An 18,314-nucleotide genomic window follows, 5' to 3' on the forward strand; every position below is an offset into this window, starting at 1 on the left:
TGTCTTGTATGTTACTTTTTAGTTTACTCAACATCGATAGAAACTCTCAAGTTTAACCTCATTTCTTCCACATAAATAATTATCGTTGTATTTCTAGTTCCTTCATATATGTTGGCATTCCTTGAACAGGAAATGAAGTGGTAAACAATTCCCGAAGTTGCTTTTTATAATGAGTTGATACATAGGGAAAAGCTCCTCGATAAATTTCTTTCGCATAATGAAAAGGGGGAACTTTATCTTCCCGCTTATTGATGACCGTGAAAGTCAGTGCACGATAGGTTCTGCCCTGTGAAGCGACTTCGACAATAGTGGGTCTGTAATGCCCTTCATAAACCCCTTCACGATCATATAAGTAATCGACTGCCGGAGGTGTAATCTTATAAAGGACCCCTTCCACAGAAGAGGAGCGATTTTCTTTGATATCAGCCCTGCCGCCATCGTGAACATGGTGGGAGAATTGCAACCGGAAATGGGCTAATCTAGCTCCGCCCACTACGTCTTCAAATAACGATTCCACCCCAGCTTTTTTTATCCGTTCAAGATCCATACAGGACCCATACGCAAAGTAAAACATATCGTTACCTTCAGGATATCGAGCCAGTTTCCAATTACCGTGGGGCAGGACCTCCCCATCTTCCATCTTTTCTCCGCCTGCATATACTGCGGCTTCGCAGCTTTCGTGATCTGTATGTACTGTAACTGAATTCCGATCATAGACTGCTCCCGCGGCTCTGTTATCCTCATCAAGTTGTTCCATTATTTGATCAGATACTTCGTGTAGTTCACCGTACACGGTTCCGGTTTGGGTAAGCTTTATGTAAGCATCGCAGGCATGACTTTTAAATAAAGTTGCCTTTATTCGAGCTTGTGAACATAAAAGCGTTGAATCGTCTAAGTGATCATGATTTTTTTCTCCTTTACAAAATGACCCATAAACAAATAAACGCACCATTATCCATTATCCCTCCTTTATGATCGTTGAATAAGCAGGAAGCTGATAATCGCTTTTCGCAGACAGCACAGCCTGAATAACAGCTTGTTCAACGACGTGAGTTGCTAAATAGCTCAATCCATTTAAGTCGACATTCACCTGATTTGTTGTCATCGCAAATAATGTATCTCCATCCACAAATGTATGAGAAGGACTGATCGTTCGTGCTAGTCCATCATGTGCAATTGAGGCCAGTTTATTAGCTTCAGACTTAGATAATGCAGCATTACAAGTGATGACCCCAATGGTCGTATTTCCGCTAAATCGATTCGTCTTTGCCGTATTCATTTGTTCCAGCAGAACCTGTTTGCTGCCTAAGAAACATCCCTGCTTGCGATCGTACGCCCCCGCTAGGAGGTTTCCGGTTGCAGGATCGATTACATCCCCAAAGCTGTTCACGGCTACGACCGCCCCAACCTTTAACTCTCCAACTTTGATCGCATAATGGCCCACTCCACCTTTCATGGCATAGGAGGCTCCTAATAATTTACCTACAGATGCCCCCGTGCCTGCTCCCACGTTTCCTTTTAAAAAGGGTACGTTTAAAAAAGCATTTCTCGTTGCCTGCTGCCCCATATCATTGTCAGGGCGGACTTTTTCATCACCAACCATCAAATCAAATAAAATGGCTCCGGGGACGATCGGAACCTTCGTGACCTGCACATCGAAGCCAATTCCTTTTCTTTCAAGCTCATTCATGACACCTGACCCGGCCTCTAGACCGAAAGCACTCCCCCCAGCTAAAAATACACCATGCACTTGTTCGACAAAATTCTCCGGGTTCAAAGCATCCGTCTCCCGGGTGCCAGGTGAGCCGCCGCGTACAGCCACGCCTGCTTTCGCGCCATTTTCGCAGACTACAACTGTACACCCTGTAGCCGCTTCTTTGTTATCTGCATGACCGAAAGCGAATCCATCAATAGAGGTAATCGGAATTTCATTCACGGCATTCTATCCTTCCTTATGTTTGCTTTTTTACAAAAATGGTAATCTTAATCTATGGAGGTGTAAATATGCCACGTAAACAAATGGTTGTTCATGGCAGAGTTCAAGGGGTTGGATTCCGAGCTACCACAGAACAGATCGCATCTCAGTACAGTCTCACTGGCTGGGTGAAAAATAATTCTGACGGGACCGTAGAAATAGTAGCTGAAGGAAGCGAACAGGAACTCGCCTCGTTTATAAAGGTAATAGAGAAAGGACCAAGCCAGTTCGCTAAAGTCCAGTCACTCGATATAACTGATTTAGAAAATGAAATGGGCTATGAGAACTTCAAGGTGCTTCATTAAAGAGTGACCGCAGATCAGGTTTCTGCGGTCCTCTTTTTTAATTAGTTCTAGGTTGTTCGGAACTTAGGGATATGGTAAATGACCCACTAGGTACTTCTATTTATGCATGGGTCTTACAATAACCTCATTTACATTCACATAGGAAGGCTGTGTAACGGCATAAGCTACAGCTTTTGCAATATCCTCTGAATTCAGCGGGGTCATTTCTTGTTTTTTAAACATATCAAGTACGTCGCCGTCTGTGATGTGGTCCGTTAACTCTGTATCTACGGCTCCTGGAGAAATATTAGTTACTCTGACACCTGAACGCGATAGTTCTTTTTCCATGCCCATGGACAGAGCTTTTACTGCATATTTTGTTGCACTGTACACCGTACTTGACGGAAATACTTCATGCCCTGCTACAGAGGAAACATTTACGATATGTCCTCCTTCTTGAGCTAACATCTCAGGCAGTGAAGCATGAACACCATAAAGAACTCCTTTAATGTTTACATCAACCATCTGCTCCCATTCATCTACGTGATCATTTTTTAAGAAAGATAACAGCATGACACCGGCGTTATTTATATAAATATCAATACTGCCAAAGTCGTCTTTCGTTTCTTTTACCAAGTTTTCCACATCAGCTCGTTTCGTGACATCTGTTTCAACCACTTTTGCTCGTACATTATATTGCGTCTCTACGTCATCAGCGAGCTGCTGCAAACGTTCTGCTCTTCTGGCAGCGAGAACGACATGAGCTCCTTCATCCGCTAAGTGTTTAGCGATGGACTTGCCAATCCCGCTGCTTGCCCCTGTAATAATAGCCGTTTTATTCGTTAATTTTCCCATTATAGTAACCTCCTTTGTGATTCCTCCTCTTATTTACCCGTTTTGTAAGGGAACTATTCATAGAAAAGGAGATTCCAGGTATGAAAAAGTCACCTCTACAGGATAGAGGTGACCTCGCTAGTATGTGTATACTACTGTTCTTCAAAGAACTTGCGGTTCAATTCAATGTATTTATTTTCCTCTTCAGGAACTTCGTCTTCAATGTAAATTGCCTCAACAGGGCAAACCGCTTCGCAAGCCCCGCAGTCGATGCAAATCGCAGGGTCAATGTAAAACATATCTTTCCCTTCTTCGATACAATCGACCGGGCATACATCAACACATTCTCCTGCTTTTTCATCTTTACAAGGTGAAGTTATAACAAATGCCAACGGGATCTCCTCCTTCTTTTATAGATACAAAAGTGCTCCTATTAAATACACACCCTATAAGGCAGTAATTTAAACACTACTTTTTTTATGATAACGTTTATAGGTGGAAAGTGCAATTTTTGCGCCAATTTTTGTTGAAAAAAATCACTTCATGTTTAGTCTTTCCACACTCGTTCGACGGTATATTCTCCACCCTGTTTTTGAATTAAGAAGATATCAGGGCGTGAAAGCCGCTTCCAATCCATAAACCCGATTTCACGATTGTATTTTTGCAGAAGCAGGGCTAGTAAATTGCCATGCGTGACTAGCAATACATTGCCTTCCACCCCGGCTTCTAATTCATCAATAAGCGACAGTACTCTTTCTTTTGCTTCTAAAGAGGATTCTCCACCAGCCATCTTTAGTTCGGGGTCCTTGAAGGTATCATGAAGCACTTCTTCCCAGTCATCAAGAGGATCACGGCTCAAGATTCGTTCTTCTAGACGCTCATCTTTCTCGATGATCATGCTGTTATTCTCCGCAAACGGTTTTATCGTTTCGATCGCACGTAAAAACGGGCTTGAAATGATTCGATCGATTTCATAACCTGAATGCTCGAGAAATGCTGCTAACACTTGAGCTTGACGTATTCCCAATTTCGTTAAAGGTGAGTCTTCATGCTGGCCTTCTGTTTCACTGTGACGGACTAATATTAATTTGTCCATGAGTGGACCATCCCCCTTATTGCTTATCATATTCCTATTATCGCTGATGTCGTACATATTGACAAGGATAGACAGATCATTTGTTCTTTTTCTATCGAAAAATATAAAACAGCTGAGTTAACACGCTCAGCTGTTACTTACTTCCTTAAAATAATGTTTGTAAAAACCTCCAACTCGGCCGGAGTTATCAACAATAAAGTAAAATTCATCACTCTCATTTTTTACATCATATGTTTGACCAGGTGTCAGCACATTGTTAACGACGAATTTTTCAGCATCGTTATGTACACACTCAATATGTTTAATGGTTTTATGATTTTCCCAATTTTTGTGAATCATCGTAACCCTCCTTATTTATGTCTATCATACATTTATTTTTACCATGAAACAATCACTCGAGCGATTTACATAGTCAGCCTTTCATGTTTACCCATTTCTGTTTATTGAACATCCATTCCAATAGAAATGGCATAAACAGGACAATCGTCAGCAAGCGGATCGTTTGCAATGAACTTACGATGGCAGGGTCTGCCCCGGCATCCTTAGCTGTTAGCGCCATTTCAATCAGTCCTCCGGGGGCTAAACTTAAAATGGCTGTAGTCAGCGCCATGTCAGTCCACTCTGATAATACAAAGCCAAATAAAAACGATAGGGAAATTAACAGCAAGGCAAGCCCCAAAAAATAGCCGCAATATCGCCCTGCACGAATCACGTCGTTTAAGATAATTTTATGACCTAAGTGGACACCGATCATAAGCTGAGCACCTATAAATACGGAATCCGGCAATGGAAGTAGAGCAATTCCAACCGTTTGACATACGCCAATAAGAAGCATCGGTACAATAATGAGAGAAGCAGGAATTTTTTCTCTTAACACATATCCCGCCACAAGGCTTGCGAAATAGATTAACAGCGTCCAGAAACTCCCCGTTGCAGCCTCCGTTTCAACAGCCGCGGCGGCCGATTTATTCGTATACAACCAGTGCGTAGCAGCAAATGGAATAATAAATAATACCGATAACAGGCGAATTGTATGAAAAATGGTAACTAATACAGTGTTCCCCTGTAAAGACTCACTCACAGCTATCATGGCCGATAGCCCTCCAGGCACACTGCCGATTAACGTGGTTTTCGCTTCCATAGCTGAACGCTTGGAGAGCACGAAAGCAAAAGAAAGACTTGTAGCCATAATGGCAAATGAGAAAAGTGTGTATGGCAATAAATAAGGCCCTATATTTGCCCATGTTTCAGATTGGAAAGTCAGCCCTATTTGAATCCCGAGCAGCCAAAAGGCAAGATCTCGCAGCAATGAACTAGATTGAGTCTGATGATCGCTCTTTACTTTGTACAGTATTAATAATGTAACCGGACCAAGAATCCAAGGAAGCGGCAAAGCTAAAAAAGCAAAGAGCAAGCCTCCAATAAGAGCAATCAAGTACGTAAGAATATAGTTTTTACTCAAAAAATACTACCTTCTTCCATCGTCAAACTGAATAAACCAAATAGCATGAGGATGGGGCTGGGACAAAAGTGTTTTTATCAAATGAAAATCCGAACTAATTAAAAACTATAATTGGTGCATATAAACCGCTGCGAAAATATACTTCGCTGTAACAGCACACCGTTCGTCTTTCAGTTAAAGAATTTAGTTATGTCCCAGCCTCATCCAAACTTTATTCAGGCAAGTTATTCCTGATTAGACCTTGTAAACAAATGGGTCAAATAACCATAGCCCTCTTCTTCCATGCTTTCTAGGGGGATGAATTTCAGAGCAGCAGAGTTGATGCAATAACGTAAACCTCCCGCTGCCTTAGGCCCATCTTCAAAAATATGACCTAAATGTGAATCAGCTTTATCACTTCTTACTTCTGTACGAATCATACCGTGCGTCTGATCCAGCAGTTCATTGACCTGCTGTTTTTCAATCGGCTTCGTAAAGCTTGGCCATCCGCAGCCTGCATCATATTTATCTTTTGAACTAAATAAAGGCTCTCCAGATACAATATCAACATAAATTCCTTCACGTTCATTATCATTGTATTCATTCTGAAACGGGCGTTCTGTAGCATTTTCCTGAGTCACTGCAAATTGAACATCCGTCAATCGACTTTTTAATTCTGCTGGATTCTTCTTGTAGCTCCAATGATCTTTAATAAAGTCAGCTCTGCCGGACCCCTTTTTATAACGTTTATAATGATAGGAGTTTTTCCGGTGATAATCCTGATGTTTATCTTCTGCCGGGTAGAATGTGGCCGCTGGTATTATCTCTGTCACGATTGGCTTGTTAAACTTCCCTGACTCCTCTAGACGTGCCTTGCTTGCTTCAGCGATTTGTTTTTGAGCGTCATTATGATAATAAATGGCTGTAGTATACGAATATCCTCTATCAGCAAATTGGCCAGCTTCATCTGTCGGATCAATTTGCTGCCAGAAAATTTCCAGCAGGCGTTCGTAAGAAAATACCTCAGGGTTGTACACAATTTGCACAGCCTCGCGATGACCGGTCGATTCGGTAATGACTGACATATATGTTGGATTCTCCGTGCGTCCCCCTGTATAACCAGAAGTGACAGACTCAATGCCAGGACGTTCCTCAAAGGGTTCCACCATACACCAGAAACATCCTCCAGCAAATGTTGCTTTTTGTAGTTGTTGTTTCATCATCCAACCTCCTTCAAGAATTTTTCAGGTTTCTTCTATTTTTTCTAATTCCACAAAAAAAATCAAGAAACATGCCCAGCCGTTTAAATATATAACTTAGGCTGGGATGTTCCTTGTCGTTTTTTTACTTCTTTCTTTTCTTGATCTACGCTTTCGCTTTCATTTTTACTTTTACTGGCTAAATTTTCGCTGTCTTCTTTATCGTTCGTTTCCTCATCAGATTCATTCATTAACTTCATCATATTTATCATAGCTGGGATGTTTTTAACCATCGGTCCGTATTGCTGTACCATAGGGGCTGCTGACTGCACGGCCTTTAAAGCTCCTTGTAGATGCCCAAGCCAGTTGCCACCGCCAGCTGCTGTCTGCGCCGCAGCGGTTGGTGGAAATGCATTCATGAATGAACCGCCGCCAAACCTTGCTGCATCGCCATATGACCTTGCACCGCCACGATTCAAAAAGGGAGCAAGAAATTTCTGTATACCCTGAGGTTGCTGATAGCCAGGGTTATATCCTCTTCCCCAGCCCATTGGACCTTGAGGCGGCGGTGGATTTCTATAAAACATACTGGACCCCTCCGTCACTTGTTTTAACATAGCCTATGCGCAATGCCGCGCAGCTGAGTGGGCTAATTAATAACCTCTTGTTCCTCTGGAACCCAGTTAATAGGCTCTTCCCCAATAGATTGGAGAAATCGGTTCGTCCTTGAAAACGGTTGGCTGCCAAAGAATCCCCGATGTGCGGATAAAGGACTCGGATGAACAGATTCAATGACTGCATGTTTGCCGCGATCCACAGAGCTGGCTTTTTCTCTCGCATGGTTTCCCCATAAAATAAACACTACAGGCTGATCCCTCTCGTTTAACGCTTCGATAACGCGGTCGGTAAACCTTTCCCATCCGATTCCTTTATGGGAATGGGCCTGATGAGCTCGGACGGTAAGAACAGTGTTTAAGAGCAGCACACCTTGTTCAGCCCAACCTTCTAAATTACCGTGGTTAGGTGGTCTCACCCCGAGATCATTCGCTAATTCCTTATAGATATTGCGCAGTGATGGCGGAACCGTCATACCTTCCTTAACAGAGAAGCTGAATCCATGTGCCTGCTCTACTCCATGGTAAGGATCTTGTCCAATAATAACTACCTTTGTATCTTCAAAAGAAGTTTTATGAAAGGCAGCATAAATATCATTCATGTGGGGAAATACTTTATGTGTTCCATACTCCATTTTCAAACGTTCTCTCAATTTTAAATAATATGGCTTGCGAAGCTCCTCTTCAAGGATTGCAGCCCAATCGTTCTGAAAGATTCTCATGCTCATCCCTTTCTTTATCACGATTATTTCATGCCTGTGTTTTAAATATTTCCCGGGCAAGCGCAGGAAGTGACAAACGCCGAATTCATCATCCTTGATCAGTTGACGGAATAGAGTGAAATTAATCGGTATTTGCAAATCGTTGTATTGTTTTTTAAAATAAGTTCTTCAATAATACCTGTACCGATTTGGTCCGCTTTAATATTTCTTCTAACTTCCAGCTTTTCATTCATGGGAAATAGTTTGTAGCCGTCAAAGACGATCTGAAACAAATTATCATCTGCGTGAACCCTTTGTTCTTTCCCATCAGTAATTAATGACCATTCCATGGATAGTGGTGTAGACATAAAGCACCCTCCCCTATTTAATTTTCGCGCATCTTAAACCCTATTGAAACGTAAACTCAACGGTGGACCCTTCCTGAGTCGAATGGATATGAAGTTTAGCCGGAATCTCCTCTTTCAGCTGGGATACGTGAGAAATAATCCCGAGCATCCGGTTGCCATCTTGTAATCCTCTTAAACAATCAATCGCCTGTTCAAGAGACAATTCATCTAATGTACCAAACCCTTCATCGATAAAGAGCGTATCAAGTTGGACTCCGCCTGCATGCGACTGAACCACATCGGCCATACCAAGGGCTAAACTTAAACTTGCTTTAAACCCTTCTCCCCCTGATAATGTCCTCACTGAACGCTGCTGCCCGGTATGGTGATCAATCACTTCTAAATCCAATCCACTTTGAGCCCCTTTTTTGGCAATTTCCTGGCTTCTAACCAATTGATAACGATGATCTGTCATTTGATCTAGACGAATATTAGCCTGAATTAAAATTTCATCCAGGTAAGAAGCAAGCACATATCGTTCTAAAGAAAGGCGTAACGGATTGTTTCCTTTGGCCAGATTGGCCAGTTCTGCTAGATCATAGTATTGTTTAGCTTTATCTCGTTGTTGTTCGAGTAATGATTTCATGGTGTACTGAGCATCTTTATTTTGATTATAATTGATTTCTAATTCATTGATTTCTCGTTGTTTAACTTGAACTTGTTGCTTCTTATACTGCCATTTTTGTTCTAACTCATCAAGCTTAGGTCTCTCTTGATCAGTCAAGCGTGAAGATACTTCTTTATTTCTTTCTAGAACTACAGCCTTCCGTTCTTGATACTCCTTTAGCTTTTTGTTAAGAGAACGAACTTCATCTTTAGGTAATAAGGCATGTTGGTACTGCTCAACTGAATGAAATTCAAATTGGTCAAGCGTTTGATTGAATTCCTTTTCTTTATCCGAAAGAACAGATTCTGCTTTTTGGAGGAACTGTTGAACCTGAGATTCCTGTGTTGCAGCTTCCTTAAACATTTGATCAACTTTATTAAAATGCTCATGGATCATTTCCCATTCCTGCAAAGCCTCACGGTATTGTTTTTCATAAGCAGCCACGAGCTTATTCATTTGTTCGCGGTCTGTTGTTTCAAATGAATAAGCTTGTTTCACTTCCTCTCTTCGGGTTGAATAATGAATCCTTTCCTGCTGGAGAAAGTGATATTGCTGAGTATGCTCGTCTTCCGCTTTTACCACTTGTTCAAGTTTTTCCTCAAGCTGGGTTAGTTGTTTCGCCGCTTCTTGAATTGTAACTAGCTGTTGGTCTAGTTCATGAAACTTGTGTTCTTTTGATTTCAACTGCTCGCAGACTTCAATATAGTAGTTGTCCAATGCTTCCTGGGATCGATCGGCTAGTTGGTCGTCAAATGTTGTGATTAAGTTATCGACAAGCTGCTTTTGGGATTCTCCCTCTGCCTTGATTGTTAATAACTGTTCCTGATGCTTTTGAAAAATTTGATCTTGCTCATCAAACGTCTCTTTTAGTACATCTATTTCCCCAGCACTTAGAACTCCTGGTGGTTTAGCTGCTAGAGAAGGATGTTCATCGGATCCACACACAGGACAAGCTACACGGTCTTGCAAATCACTCGCCAGATGATAGGCATGATGCTGTTTCAAATCCTCAATAGCAGCATCATATTTATCCTGAGCACTTTTGCGTTTCGCTTTATTTTCATTAAACGTTTGCACTAGAGATTGATAGCGTGATCGCAAGTCAAGCAGCTTTTTCCATTCCTTTTTGAGTGAAGACACATCTTCTTTCCGTCGCTTCAAGGCTTCGAGTTGTTCTTTATGATGATACCGCTCAGCAGTAATCTCCCTCTCAGAAGCAGCTTTTTCCGCAAAATTCTGTTTTTGCTTAAGGGAAACTTCTTTACTCTCTTTTAATTCCTTCAACCTGTTTTCTTCCCTAGTTAAGTCTTCATCACATTTCTTCAGCTTGTCATCTAATATAAGAAGCTTATCTAAGTTTTCTCTCATGTGGCTGCTCTGCTTCCATTGCTCCTTTAACTGCTCGCGATAGGATTCGTTCTCCGCCGCTTGTTCATAACTTGCTGCCACTTCTTTTAGGCTTTGTTCAATTTCAAGCTTTCTCTGCTTCTTATACTGCTGATCACGCTTAAGATCTGTTAACTCTTTCTGCCTATCCTTTACTTGACGTTCGTAAGGAAGAACTTCCAACGCTTTCTCAGCAGCTGCTGCCTTTTGCTCTATATCTTGAAAATATTGATGTTGGTCAGCCAGCTCCGCCGCTTCTTTTTGCAACGCTTCTTGTTCTTTAAATAATTCCTCTACTGTTTTCGCATCATAATATAATTCCTGAGCATGCTCGGTCTCTTTCATCAGCGACGTCAATTGCGATGTTTGTCCATTTTTATGCTGCAGCTGATTTGTCAAATGGTTGTTCAGTCTTTTAAGAATATGGTCGGGATCTTCAGCTTTCGTATCCGCAGGCTTCTCGTCCCCCCAGTTAATTCGATTGACGGCTTGATCAATTTTCCATTGAAACTGTTCAATCTCCTCCTGCAAAGATCTTGAAGATTGCTTGAAATAATCTGTGAGTTCCTCATAAAAGTGCGTTCTGAAAATGCGCTGTAAAATCTCTTCCCGTTCTTTACTATTTTCAGAGATTAGCTTTCTGAATTCACCTTGGGGGATCATGATCATCTTTCTAAACTGTTCATAGTCGAGACTAAGCAATTGTTCAATGTGATCATTGACTTCTTTAATCTTAGATGCAAGTAATTGGGCGCCTTGTGATTGAATCATATAAAGCTCTGCCCTTGTAGGCTCCTCTTTAAATCCTTCCCCACGCTCTTTCTTTTTCAATTGTTTCGGCATACGGACAATTCTGTATTCTTTTCCTCGTAACTGAAAATGGAAGTCAACAAATGTCGTTTCATCTGGTTCAGAAAAATGACTGCGTAACGTATCCTGGTCTCGATCAGTTCCACTGGCTCTGCCATATAGCGCAAAACACATGGCATCGAAAATAGTAGTTTTACCTGCACCAGTAGGACCAGTAATTAAGAAAATAGATTCTTCTCCTAACTCTGTAAAATCAATGATTTGCCGAGTTTTATAGGGACCAAAGGCATTCATTGTGAGAGACAATGCTTTCATTTCTTACTGCCCCCTTTCTTGATGTTTTAACGTTTCGATTGAATCTTCCACAAGCTTTTTACGGTGATCAGAAATTGGTTCCTCCTTGATTTCTTTATAAAAAGAGGCGAAAAGAGTTGCTGGAGACAAACGCTGGCGTTCTTTCATCTTCTGGATGTCCTCTGACTGTTTAGGCTGAGAGGAAAGTTTCCGCTCCAGGTGCAAGATATTAGGGTATAGCTTTCTCAGTTTCCCCATTGGATCAATCAGCTGGCCATCATCAAGCAGACGAACATGTAAATAACTTTCAGGATGATCAGCGGCGTCTCCGCGCATCAGTTCGTCAAAATAGCCTTCAATTCGTTCGAAATCACGCATGGGACGAAGCGGTACTCTATCTATTTCAAGCTCTCCCTTTTCGTTGATATCAACAATCGTCACGGATTTATTGTGAGTCACTTCAGAAAAAGAGTATTTTAAAATGGATCCACTATAACGAATCTTTTCTGCGCCGACCCTTTGGGACTGATGTAAATGGCCCAAAGCCACGTATGTGAAAGGCTTAAACAGTTCTGTATCAATGTATGGACTCCCGCCAATCATCGACAACCTTTCTTCCGATTCAGACTCCATACCACCCGCAAGAAATGCATGACCGATCCATATGTGGCGTTCATCCATATCGTACTGCTCTGTAATATACTTAATTAGCTTTTCAGCTGCTTGTTGATGTGAACGCACTTCGTGATCATTAAATCTATAAGCCACTTCCGCTGGTTCCACATACGGGATGAGATGGAAGTGAATCGGACCCCCTCCATCATAAAGAGTCACGGCTTGATATTCCTTCGAAAGTTTAGTATCAAGGTAAAGTTGCTGTTTTCTAAACAGTTGTGATCCAAATTCGAGACGATCCGGACTATCGTGGTTACCAGAAATAGCAAGAACCGGGATGTTAAAATCATTAATAATTGTCGTTAACGTATCATTTAATAGTTCGACAGCTTGCTTAGGCGGAATAGCACGATCGTATAAATCACCCGCGATGATGATCGCGTCAGGCTGTTGTTCTTCAACGATTGTGAGGAATTGCTCCAAAATATAGCGCTGATCTTCCGTCATATACACATTATTAACGATTTTCCCTAAATGCCAATCTGCAGTATGTAAGATTTTCAAAAGGACCCCAACTTTCTTCATCATAACTTGATAGATCATAGCTTCTATTATACTAGATACAGTCGAAGCTTGAAAAAAATAAAAGATATCCACCGAAGGGATATCTTTATAATCTTATTCACTTTCTTCTAATTGATAGGCTTCGTATAAGCGGTCAAAAACGGCTAAAGCGTTTGTAAACGGAATATTCCACTCTAAATAGCTGCTTAATTCATGGTACGAAGTAGCCTGTTTAGGAAAACTGTGATCTTTAAACATCCAATCAGCAAGCTGTTTTTCATCGTCTGCCTGCTTGTTCCCGCGATAACGCATCATATAATGGTAAAATGATCGCATATTCTCTCTCCTTTATAATCATACTTCGAGCAAATAAATATAATTTCAAAGTAAAGACAGGAGGAATTAATCCTCCATGAATTCCTGATGCGCCTTAAGTTTTTTTCTATAAACAACTCGAGATAATATAATGCTTATTTCATACAAAATAATCAAAGGAATCGCCACGACAATTTGCAGCACAAAATCAGGAGGCGTAATCATCGTCCCAATAATAACCAGAACAAAGTACGCATACTTTCTGATTTTTATAAGAAATTCTGGATTGACGAGGCCTAGACTTGTTAAAAACATCACGACAATCGGAATTTCAAAGAGTAAGGCGAATGGAATAGTCACGCGAAAGACGAACTTAAAGTAACGTTCGACCGTAAACAATTCATTAAACATACCATCATTTAATGACAGTAAAAATGGCAAAATCAGTTGGACAAACACTGTATATCCAAAACTTAAACCAGCAATAAACAGTAAGAAAACGGCAGGTATGTATGCTAAAGAAATCTTTCGCTCTTTAGGCGTAAGAGCTGGTTTTACGAATAACCAAAGCTGCAAACTGAGCATAGGTAATGTAGCAATTAACGCCACAAGGCTGGCCATAGAGAAAAAGATCCAAATAATTTCCCCAGGACTTGTCATGTTGAGTTCAAACGGAATATCTCGTTCAAAGAAACTGTAAATTTCCCTAACATAAATAAATCCTAAAATAAAAAAGAGAATAAACGTAGCCAATGTCCAAATAATTCGCTTCCGAAGTTCACTAAGATGGTCGGTCACGTTCATCTCTATATCGTTATGATTATATTGTTCATCAGACATTTTCTGCACCTCCAGGCGATCTAGAGCCTGACACAAAGAAGATGTAAGAGCTGAATTCCCCCCTTACATCTTGCCGTGTTATTTACTTATTTTTGTCCTCTTTTTTTGAATCCTGATCATCAGACATCATATCACCGGTAGCTTTCTTAAATTCTTTAAGAGAACTTCCAAATGCCTTTCCGATCTCAGGCAATTTGGATGGTCCGAAAATGACTAATGCAATAATTAAAATCAAAATCAGACCCGGCACACCAATATTAGATAACATCTAAATCACTCCCGGTATGGTAATTAATTCTTTTTGTTGGAATCTTTATCATTAATCAACTGTTTAGCTTCAGAAAGCTCTTTCTGAGCATCACCCGATAAATCTCGGGCAGAATTTTTAAATTCCTTCAATGTTTGTCCTGTTGCTTTTCCGATCTCAGGCAATTTCTTCGGTCCAAAGACAACTAGTGCAACGAGTAAAATAAGTATTAATCCAGGAATTCCTATACTTGACAGCATGCCATTCACCGTCCTTGTAAAAAGAAGTAAATCTTTTCAGTAATTAAATTCTATTATGGTAATAAATTGCTAAGTATATCGCCAATTACAAACCTGCTATTTCTCTTAGAAAAAAGCTTGCCCTAATCATATCACGTTCTCGTTGAAATGTCTTTTAGTTATAAATATTTTCTCAAAAGAGTGCGGGCGCTAGCATACTCATCTTGTGTATTCATATTAAAAAAGTGATCGCCTGCCATATCCTCAGAAATGGATTGAAAGTCCGAGATGTATTGTACGTTGATTTGATCAAGCAACGAGCGCATACTTCGCTGTTCGTCTTGTAATAATTGCTCAACTACTGGAAGCAGACTTCTACTGTAAATCCCTGAGAGTGGTTGAAGCCTGTCTCCATAGATAGGCACAAGAGCTTGTGTTTCTTTAGAAGCCTCTTTAAACATACTATAGAAAACTTCCTTCTGAATAAACGGCGTATCACAGGCTGACACCAAAACGAAAGGCTCAGATCCATGATTAAGAACAGCATGTAAGCCGGCTAGCGGTCCGGCATTTACAAAAATATCATGTACCACCTCAATAGCAGGATCAACTGTTGGAAATGGCTGATCCTGGTTGATGACCACTCGAACACAACATTGAGATAATTCACTAGTAATTCGCTCGATCACCGTTTGCTCCCCCAGAGGAAGAAGCGCTTTATCACTGCCCATTCTGGTTGAACCACCGCCGGCGAGGATGGCCCCGCAAACCTCACTCGGTTCAATCATCAGGCCCTCACCCGATCATAAATTCTAAAATAATAATCGTAGGGGTTTTTTTCATCCTTGATTCCTTTTGTTTCCTCAACCAGGCGCCAATCAGCTTCTTCATAGGCCGGAAAATAAGCATCTCCCTCAAAGGCATGATCTATATATGTCATATACATTCGATCTGCATAAGGAAGCATCGCCTCGAACAGAACACCACCGCCAATTACAAACCATTCTTTTTCAGGATAGGTTTGATTGAGCTTAATAATCTCATCAATTGAATGAATGATTTCACATCCTTCGACTTCATAATCCTCCCTTGAAGTAAGGATGATATGTTTTCGATTAGGAAGAGGCTTTCCAAAGGAATCAAATGTTTTTCTTCCCATAATGATCGTTTCATCCCATGTGGTCTCTTTAAAAAATTTGAAGTCGTTAGGAATATACCATGGCAAGTCATTATCTTTACCAATTAATTGATTCTTATCCATTGCAAACACAAAAGAAATCATTTATCTGCTCCTCAATTATAAGTGATAGTCGATCCATTACTTACATCTATCTTGATCGCTCGTAAAATGCAGCAAGTCAAAAATATCATACAGCTACCGGGGCTTTAATCCCTGAATACGGGTCATACCCTTCTAGCTGAATGTCTTCGATAGTAAAGTCAAACAGACTGGATTTATCCTGATTAAGAAGAAGTTCAGGTAATGTACGAGGCTCCCTTTTAAGCTGCGTTTGAACCTGCTCAAGGTGATTGCTGTAAATATGAGCATCTCCAAGTGTATGGATAAACTCTCCTACCTCAAGGTTACATTCATGAGCAATTAAATGTGTTAATAAAGCATAGCTCGCGATATTAAAAGGAACGCCGAGAAAAATATCTCCGCTTCTCTGATAAAGCTGACAAGATAAGCGGCCGTCGGCAACATAAAATTGGAACATCGTATGACAGGGCGGCAACGCCATATTTGAGGGTACATCTTCAGGATTCCATGCCGTCACAATATGCCGTCTTGAGTCGGGGTTTGTTTTTATGCTGTGGATAACATTAGCCAGCTGGTCAATCGTTTCCCCTCTTGACGTCTTCCAGTCACGCCATTGCTTCCCATAAACGGAGCCTAGATTTCCAAACCGCTCACTAAAGTCATCTTCTTTAAGAATACGTTGTTTGAACTCGCTCATTTCTTGCTCATATACAGTTTTAAATTCTGGATCACGTTGAATACGTCTGCCGAAATCAGTCATATCCGGTCCATTATACTCATCGCTTTTCGTGTAAGATTCAAAGGCCCATTCGTTCCAAATATTATTGTTATGCTGTAACAAATAACGAATATTCGTATCCCCATGGATAAACCAGAGCAATTCACTTACGATCAGCCGAAAAGGAACCCTTTTCGTTGTCAGAAGCGGGAAGCCTTCCTGTAAATTGAATCGCATTTGGTAACCGAAAGCAGAGTATGTACCGGTTCCTGTTCTGTCTTCCTTTTTAGTTCCGTTATCTAACACATGCTTACATAAATTTAAATAACTCATCTCGTTCTGACTCATCACTGTTCCTCCTATTATTCATTGACGACTTCCCACTCACCCAGAAAGCGCTGCAAATAATCCAGCATATATTGGTGACGTATTTGAGCTTCTTTCCTTGCACTTTTTGTATGGATCAAATCAGACAGTTTTAGTAGTTTATCATAAAAATGCTGAATGGATCCGGATGTCTCTTTACCTTCCTGGTGAATTAATTGACTGTGGGCACCTCCAAAGGCAAAGGTTCTGGCGATTCCAATGGCACCGATGGCATCAAGTCGATCAGCATCCTGGACGATTTTCCCTTCCAACGTTTTTGGTGTTTGACCTTTAGAGAACGAAACATCTTCCATGGCTATTTTAATCTGCCAGCACACATGCTCCGTGATTCCTTGTTCAGAAAGAAACCTCATGGCATGTTCCCTGGCTTGTACAGGTTCTGGAAACAATTTGGCATCTCCTACATCATGTAGCCACCCCGCAACTTCACAAATAAACGGGTCTGCTCCCTCTTTTTCAGCAAGTACCTTTGACCAATGGGCCACCCTTTTCATGTGGTAATAATCATGGCCTGTAGGGTCGCGGTCAAACAACTGATGCACGTAATTTTCTATAGTTTTTTTCAGTGGCTCTTTTATCACGTAAACACCTCTAAAACTGAAATAAATCCATTTGCCTGGGGTTTAAATCTGTATAATTAATGTCGAGTAACTTCTGAAATTGCTTGGCGTTATCAGCCGCATCTCCTCCAGAGTTATTATTAAATAGTGCCGTAATATGAGGCGTTTGCTTTTCAAGCCATCGGATTCGCTCCGCCCACTCGGTTAATTCCTGCTCATTATAACGATACAGAAAACGCACCTTTCTCCAGTCTTTTCGTCCATTTTTATTCCAACCATGTACATTCCTACCGTGAAAGCGGATTAACGTCTTTGTAGGATGAGTGGGTTCTGCAACTAAAGGAACTGATCCTTCCCCTGCTTGCGGCTCGTCACAGATGGTATGAATCCACTCATAATCTTTCATAAATGCTAAAGTCTGTTCTTTATATTGGGGTTCAAACCATGTCCGGTTTCTAAACTCCAGTGCTAACGGGTAGGGCTCGAGCCACTCTTTAAGCAGCCGTAGTTTTTTAATATGTTCTTTTTTCACATCAAACCAGGGAGGAAACTGAAATAACAAAGCATTAATCTGACCAGCCTCATACACCGGTTGGATCGACTCTTCATAACGTTTCACTAAGTCTCGAGCCTCTTGCACAGATCGCGTTTCTCGGTCATGACCTGTTAGCTGCTGAAACGCCTTAATTACAAAAGAGAACTGATCCGGTGTTTGCTTAAGCCATTTCTGGTAATGGGTGATGGGCTGAATTGCATAAAAGGCTGTATCAACTTCAACAACAGGAAAATGTGAAGCATAAGCTGCCAGCTTCTCTTCAGGTCTAATTTGGTCTTGATACAAAGCAGGATGATCTCCCCAGCCTGTTAACCCAATTTGGATGCTCAAACCTTTCCCCTCCCTAAGTGAACTTGCAACATCA

23 protein-coding genes are annotated in these 18,314 nt (G+C 41.1%); 1 reads left to right on the forward strand and 22 read right to left on the reverse strand.

The annotated features are described in order from the left end of the window. Positions 1-79: 79 nt before the first annotated feature. Both G6R08_RS00275 and G6R08_RS00280 read right to left on the reverse strand, forming a co-directional pair. Positions 80-952, reverse strand: coding sequence for a gamma-glutamylcyclotransferase family protein (locus G6R08_RS00275; protein WP_163526167.1), 873 nt, complete (start codon positions 950-952; stop codon positions 80-82). Between the two features lie 6 nt (positions 953-958). Continuing rightward, a complete protein-coding gene (locus tag G6R08_RS00280) occupies positions 959-1,936 on the reverse strand; it encodes a P1 family peptidase (protein ID WP_163526168.1) in 978 nt (325 codons plus the stop codon). Between the two features lie 68 nt (positions 1,937-2,004). Between G6R08_RS00280 and G6R08_RS00285 the strand changes: the two genes are divergently transcribed. Next, a complete protein-coding gene (locus G6R08_RS00285; protein ID WP_163526169.1) occupies positions 2,005-2,280 on the forward strand; it encodes an acylphosphatase in 276 nt (91 codons plus the stop codon). Positions 2,281-2,376: 96 nt separating this feature from the next. Here the strand turns inward: G6R08_RS00285 and G6R08_RS00290 are convergent, their stop codons facing one another. The 20 genes from G6R08_RS00290 to G6R08_RS00385 all read right to left on the reverse strand — a co-directional run bounded on the left by G6R08_RS00290 (position 2,377) and on the right by G6R08_RS00385 (position 18,280). Beyond that, a complete protein-coding gene (locus G6R08_RS00290) occupies positions 2,377-3,114 on the reverse strand; it encodes an SDR family oxidoreductase (protein ID WP_163526170.1) in 738 nt (245 codons plus the stop codon). A 131-nt stretch (positions 3,115-3,245) separates the two neighbouring features. After that, positions 3,246-3,485: an indolepyruvate ferredoxin oxidoreductase subunit alpha gene (locus tag G6R08_RS00295; RefSeq protein ID WP_079530064.1), complete on the reverse strand. Its 240-nt coding sequence runs from the start codon at positions 3,483-3,485 to the stop codon at positions 3,246-3,248. Between the two features lie 155 nt (positions 3,486-3,640). After that, positions 3,641-4,189, reverse strand: a complete 549-nt coding sequence (locus tag G6R08_RS00300; RefSeq protein WP_163526171.1) for a histidine phosphatase family protein — start codon at positions 4,187-4,189, stop codon at positions 3,641-3,643. A 126-nt stretch (positions 4,190-4,315) separates the two neighbouring features. Beyond that, on the reverse strand, positions 4,316-4,528 hold the full coding sequence (locus G6R08_RS00305; protein WP_163526172.1) for a DUF6501 family protein: 213 nt from the start codon (positions 4,526-4,528) through the stop codon (positions 4,316-4,318). 73 nt (positions 4,529-4,601) lie between these two features. Next, positions 4,602-5,651, reverse strand: a complete 1,050-nt coding sequence (locus G6R08_RS00310) for an AbrB family transcriptional regulator (RefSeq protein WP_163526173.1) — start codon at positions 5,649-5,651, stop codon at positions 4,602-4,604. A 224-nt stretch (positions 5,652-5,875) separates the two neighbouring features. Further along, the gene (msrB, locus tag G6R08_RS00315) at positions 5,876-6,850 is read right to left on the reverse strand and encodes a peptide-methionine (R)-S-oxide reductase MsrB (RefSeq protein ID WP_163526174.1); all 975 of its coding nucleotides are present in this window, start codon (positions 6,848-6,850) and stop codon (positions 5,876-5,878) included. A gap of 83 nt (positions 6,851-6,933) precedes the next feature. Then, the gene (locus G6R08_RS00320) at positions 6,934-7,416 is read right to left on the reverse strand and encodes a YqfQ family protein (RefSeq protein WP_240339622.1); all 483 of its coding nucleotides are present in this window, start codon (positions 7,414-7,416) and stop codon (positions 6,934-6,936) included. Between the two features lie 62 nt (positions 7,417-7,478). Next, entirely contained in the window at positions 7,479-8,165 is a 687-nt protein-coding gene (locus tag G6R08_RS00325; protein ID WP_163526175.1) for a uracil-DNA glycosylase, read from the reverse strand. A gap of 98 nt (positions 8,166-8,263) precedes the next feature. Then, positions 8,264-8,512, reverse strand: coding sequence for a DUF2584 family protein (locus G6R08_RS00330; RefSeq protein ID WP_163526176.1), 249 nt, complete (start codon positions 8,510-8,512; stop codon positions 8,264-8,266). A 40-nt stretch (positions 8,513-8,552) separates the two neighbouring features. Continuing rightward, a complete protein-coding gene (locus G6R08_RS00335) occupies positions 8,553-11,669 on the reverse strand; it encodes an AAA family ATPase (protein WP_163526177.1) in 3,117 nt (1,038 codons plus the stop codon). A gap of 3 nt (positions 11,670-11,672) precedes the next feature. After that, entirely contained in the window at positions 11,673-12,920 is a 1,248-nt protein-coding gene (locus G6R08_RS00340; protein WP_338035417.1) for an exonuclease SbcCD subunit D, read from the reverse strand. A gap of 21 nt (positions 12,921-12,941) precedes the next feature. Beyond that, positions 12,942-13,163, reverse strand: coding sequence for a YozE family protein (locus G6R08_RS00345; protein WP_163526178.1), 222 nt, complete (start codon positions 13,161-13,163; stop codon positions 12,942-12,944). Between the two features lie 66 nt (positions 13,164-13,229). After that, the gene (tatC, locus tag G6R08_RS00350) at positions 13,230-13,982 is read right to left on the reverse strand and encodes a twin-arginine translocase subunit TatC (RefSeq protein ID WP_163526179.1); all 753 of its coding nucleotides are present in this window, start codon (positions 13,980-13,982) and stop codon (positions 13,230-13,232) included. A gap of 82 nt (positions 13,983-14,064) precedes the next feature. Beyond that, a complete protein-coding gene (gene tatA, locus G6R08_RS00355; RefSeq protein ID WP_079530074.1) occupies positions 14,065-14,250 on the reverse strand; it encodes a twin-arginine translocase TatA/TatE family subunit in 186 nt (61 codons plus the stop codon). A gap of 23 nt (positions 14,251-14,273) precedes the next feature. Then, entirely contained in the window at positions 14,274-14,489 is a 216-nt protein-coding gene (gene tatA, locus G6R08_RS00360) for a twin-arginine translocase TatA/TatE family subunit (protein ID WP_163526180.1), read from the reverse strand. A gap of 158 nt (positions 14,490-14,647) precedes the next feature. Beyond that, complete coding sequence (gene mobA, locus G6R08_RS00365; RefSeq protein WP_163526181.1) at positions 14,648-15,256, reverse strand: molybdenum cofactor guanylyltransferase; 609 nt, start codon at positions 15,254-15,256, stop codon at positions 14,648-14,650. Next, positions 15,256-15,750, reverse strand: a complete 495-nt coding sequence (locus G6R08_RS00370; protein WP_163526182.1) for a dihydrofolate reductase — start codon at positions 15,748-15,750, stop codon at positions 15,256-15,258. Before G6R08_RS00370 ends, mobA begins: the two co-directional genes overlap by 1 nt. A gap of 85 nt (positions 15,751-15,835) precedes the next feature. Beyond that, on the reverse strand, positions 15,836-16,795 hold the full coding sequence (locus G6R08_RS00375) for a thymidylate synthase (protein WP_163526183.1): 960 nt from the start codon (positions 16,793-16,795) through the stop codon (positions 15,836-15,838). Between the two features lie 14 nt (positions 16,796-16,809). Beyond that, entirely contained in the window at positions 16,810-17,415 is a 606-nt protein-coding gene (locus G6R08_RS00380; RefSeq protein WP_338035418.1) for an HD domain-containing protein, read from the reverse strand. A 10-nt stretch (positions 17,416-17,425) separates the two neighbouring features. Continuing rightward, on the reverse strand, positions 17,426-18,280 hold the full coding sequence (locus tag G6R08_RS00385) for a DUF72 domain-containing protein (RefSeq protein ID WP_163526184.1): 855 nt from the start codon (positions 18,278-18,280) through the stop codon (positions 17,426-17,428). Positions 18,281-18,314 lie beyond the last annotated feature (34 nt).

The organism is Halobacillus ihumii (assembly GCF_902726645.1).
In the GTDB taxonomy this organism is placed as follows: domain Bacteria; phylum Bacillota; class Bacilli; order Bacillales; family Halobacillaceae; genus Halobacillus_A; species Halobacillus_A ihumii.

What these genes read in the sequence shown, in the direction of transcription:
- G6R08_RS00275 (WP_163526167.1), bottom strand. Translation starts at nt 952, where the DNA reads ATGGTGCGTTTATTTGTTTATGGGTCATTTTGTAAAGGAGAAAAAAAT.
- G6R08_RS00285 (WP_163526169.1), top strand. Translation starts at nt 2,005, where the DNA reads ATGCCACGTAAACAAATGGTTGTTCATGGCAGAGTTCAAGGGGTTGGA.
- G6R08_RS00290 (WP_163526170.1), bottom strand. Translation starts at nt 3,114, where the DNA reads ATGGGAAAATTAACGAATAAAACGGCTATTATTACAGGGGCAAGCAGC.
- G6R08_RS00300 (WP_163526171.1), bottom strand. Translation starts at nt 4,189, where the DNA reads ATGGACAAATTAATATTAGTCCGTCACAGTGAAACAGAAGGCCAGCAT.
- G6R08_RS00305 (WP_163526172.1), bottom strand. Translation starts at nt 4,528, where the DNA reads ATGATTCACAAAAATTGGGAAAATCATAAAACCATTAAACATATTGAG.
- msrB (WP_163526174.1), bottom strand. Translation starts at nt 6,850, where the DNA reads ATGAAACAACAACTACAAAAAGCAACATTTGCTGGAGGATGTTTCTGG.
- G6R08_RS00320 (WP_240339622.1), bottom strand. Translation starts at nt 7,416, where the DNA reads ATGTTTTATAGAAATCCACCGCCGCCTCAAGGTCCAATGGGCTGGGGA.
- G6R08_RS00325 (WP_163526175.1), bottom strand. Translation starts at nt 8,165, where the DNA reads ATGAGAATCTTTCAGAACGATTGGGCTGCAATCCTTGAAGAGGAGCTT.
- G6R08_RS00330 (WP_163526176.1), bottom strand. Translation starts at nt 8,512, where the DNA reads ATGTCTACACCACTATCCATGGAATGGTCATTAATTACTGATGGGAAA.
- G6R08_RS00335 (WP_163526177.1), bottom strand. Translation starts at nt 11,669, where the DNA reads ATGAAAGCATTGTCTCTCACAATGAATGCCTTTGGTCCCTATAAAACT.
- G6R08_RS00345 (WP_163526178.1), bottom strand. Translation starts at nt 13,163, where the DNA reads ATGCGATCATTTTACCATTATATGATGCGTTATCGCGGGAACAAGCAG.
- tatC (WP_163526179.1), bottom strand. Translation starts at nt 13,982, where the DNA reads ATGTCTGATGAACAATATAATCATAACGATATAGAGATGAACGTGACC.
- tatA (WP_079530074.1), bottom strand. Translation starts at nt 14,250, where the DNA reads ATGTTATCTAATATTGGTGTGCCGGGTCTGATTTTGATTTTAATTATT.
- tatA (WP_163526180.1), bottom strand. Translation starts at nt 14,489, where the DNA reads ATGCTGTCAAGTATAGGAATTCCTGGATTAATACTTATTTTACTCGTT.
- mobA (WP_163526181.1), bottom strand. Translation starts at nt 15,256, where the DNA reads ATGATTGAACCGAGTGAGGTTTGCGGGGCCATCCTCGCCGGCGGTGGT.
- G6R08_RS00370 (WP_163526182.1), bottom strand. Translation starts at nt 15,750, where the DNA reads ATGATTTCTTTTGTGTTTGCAATGGATAAGAATCAATTAATTGGTAAA.
- G6R08_RS00375 (WP_163526183.1), bottom strand. Translation starts at nt 16,795, where the DNA reads ATGAGTCAGAACGAGATGAGTTATTTAAATTTATGTAAGCATGTGTTA.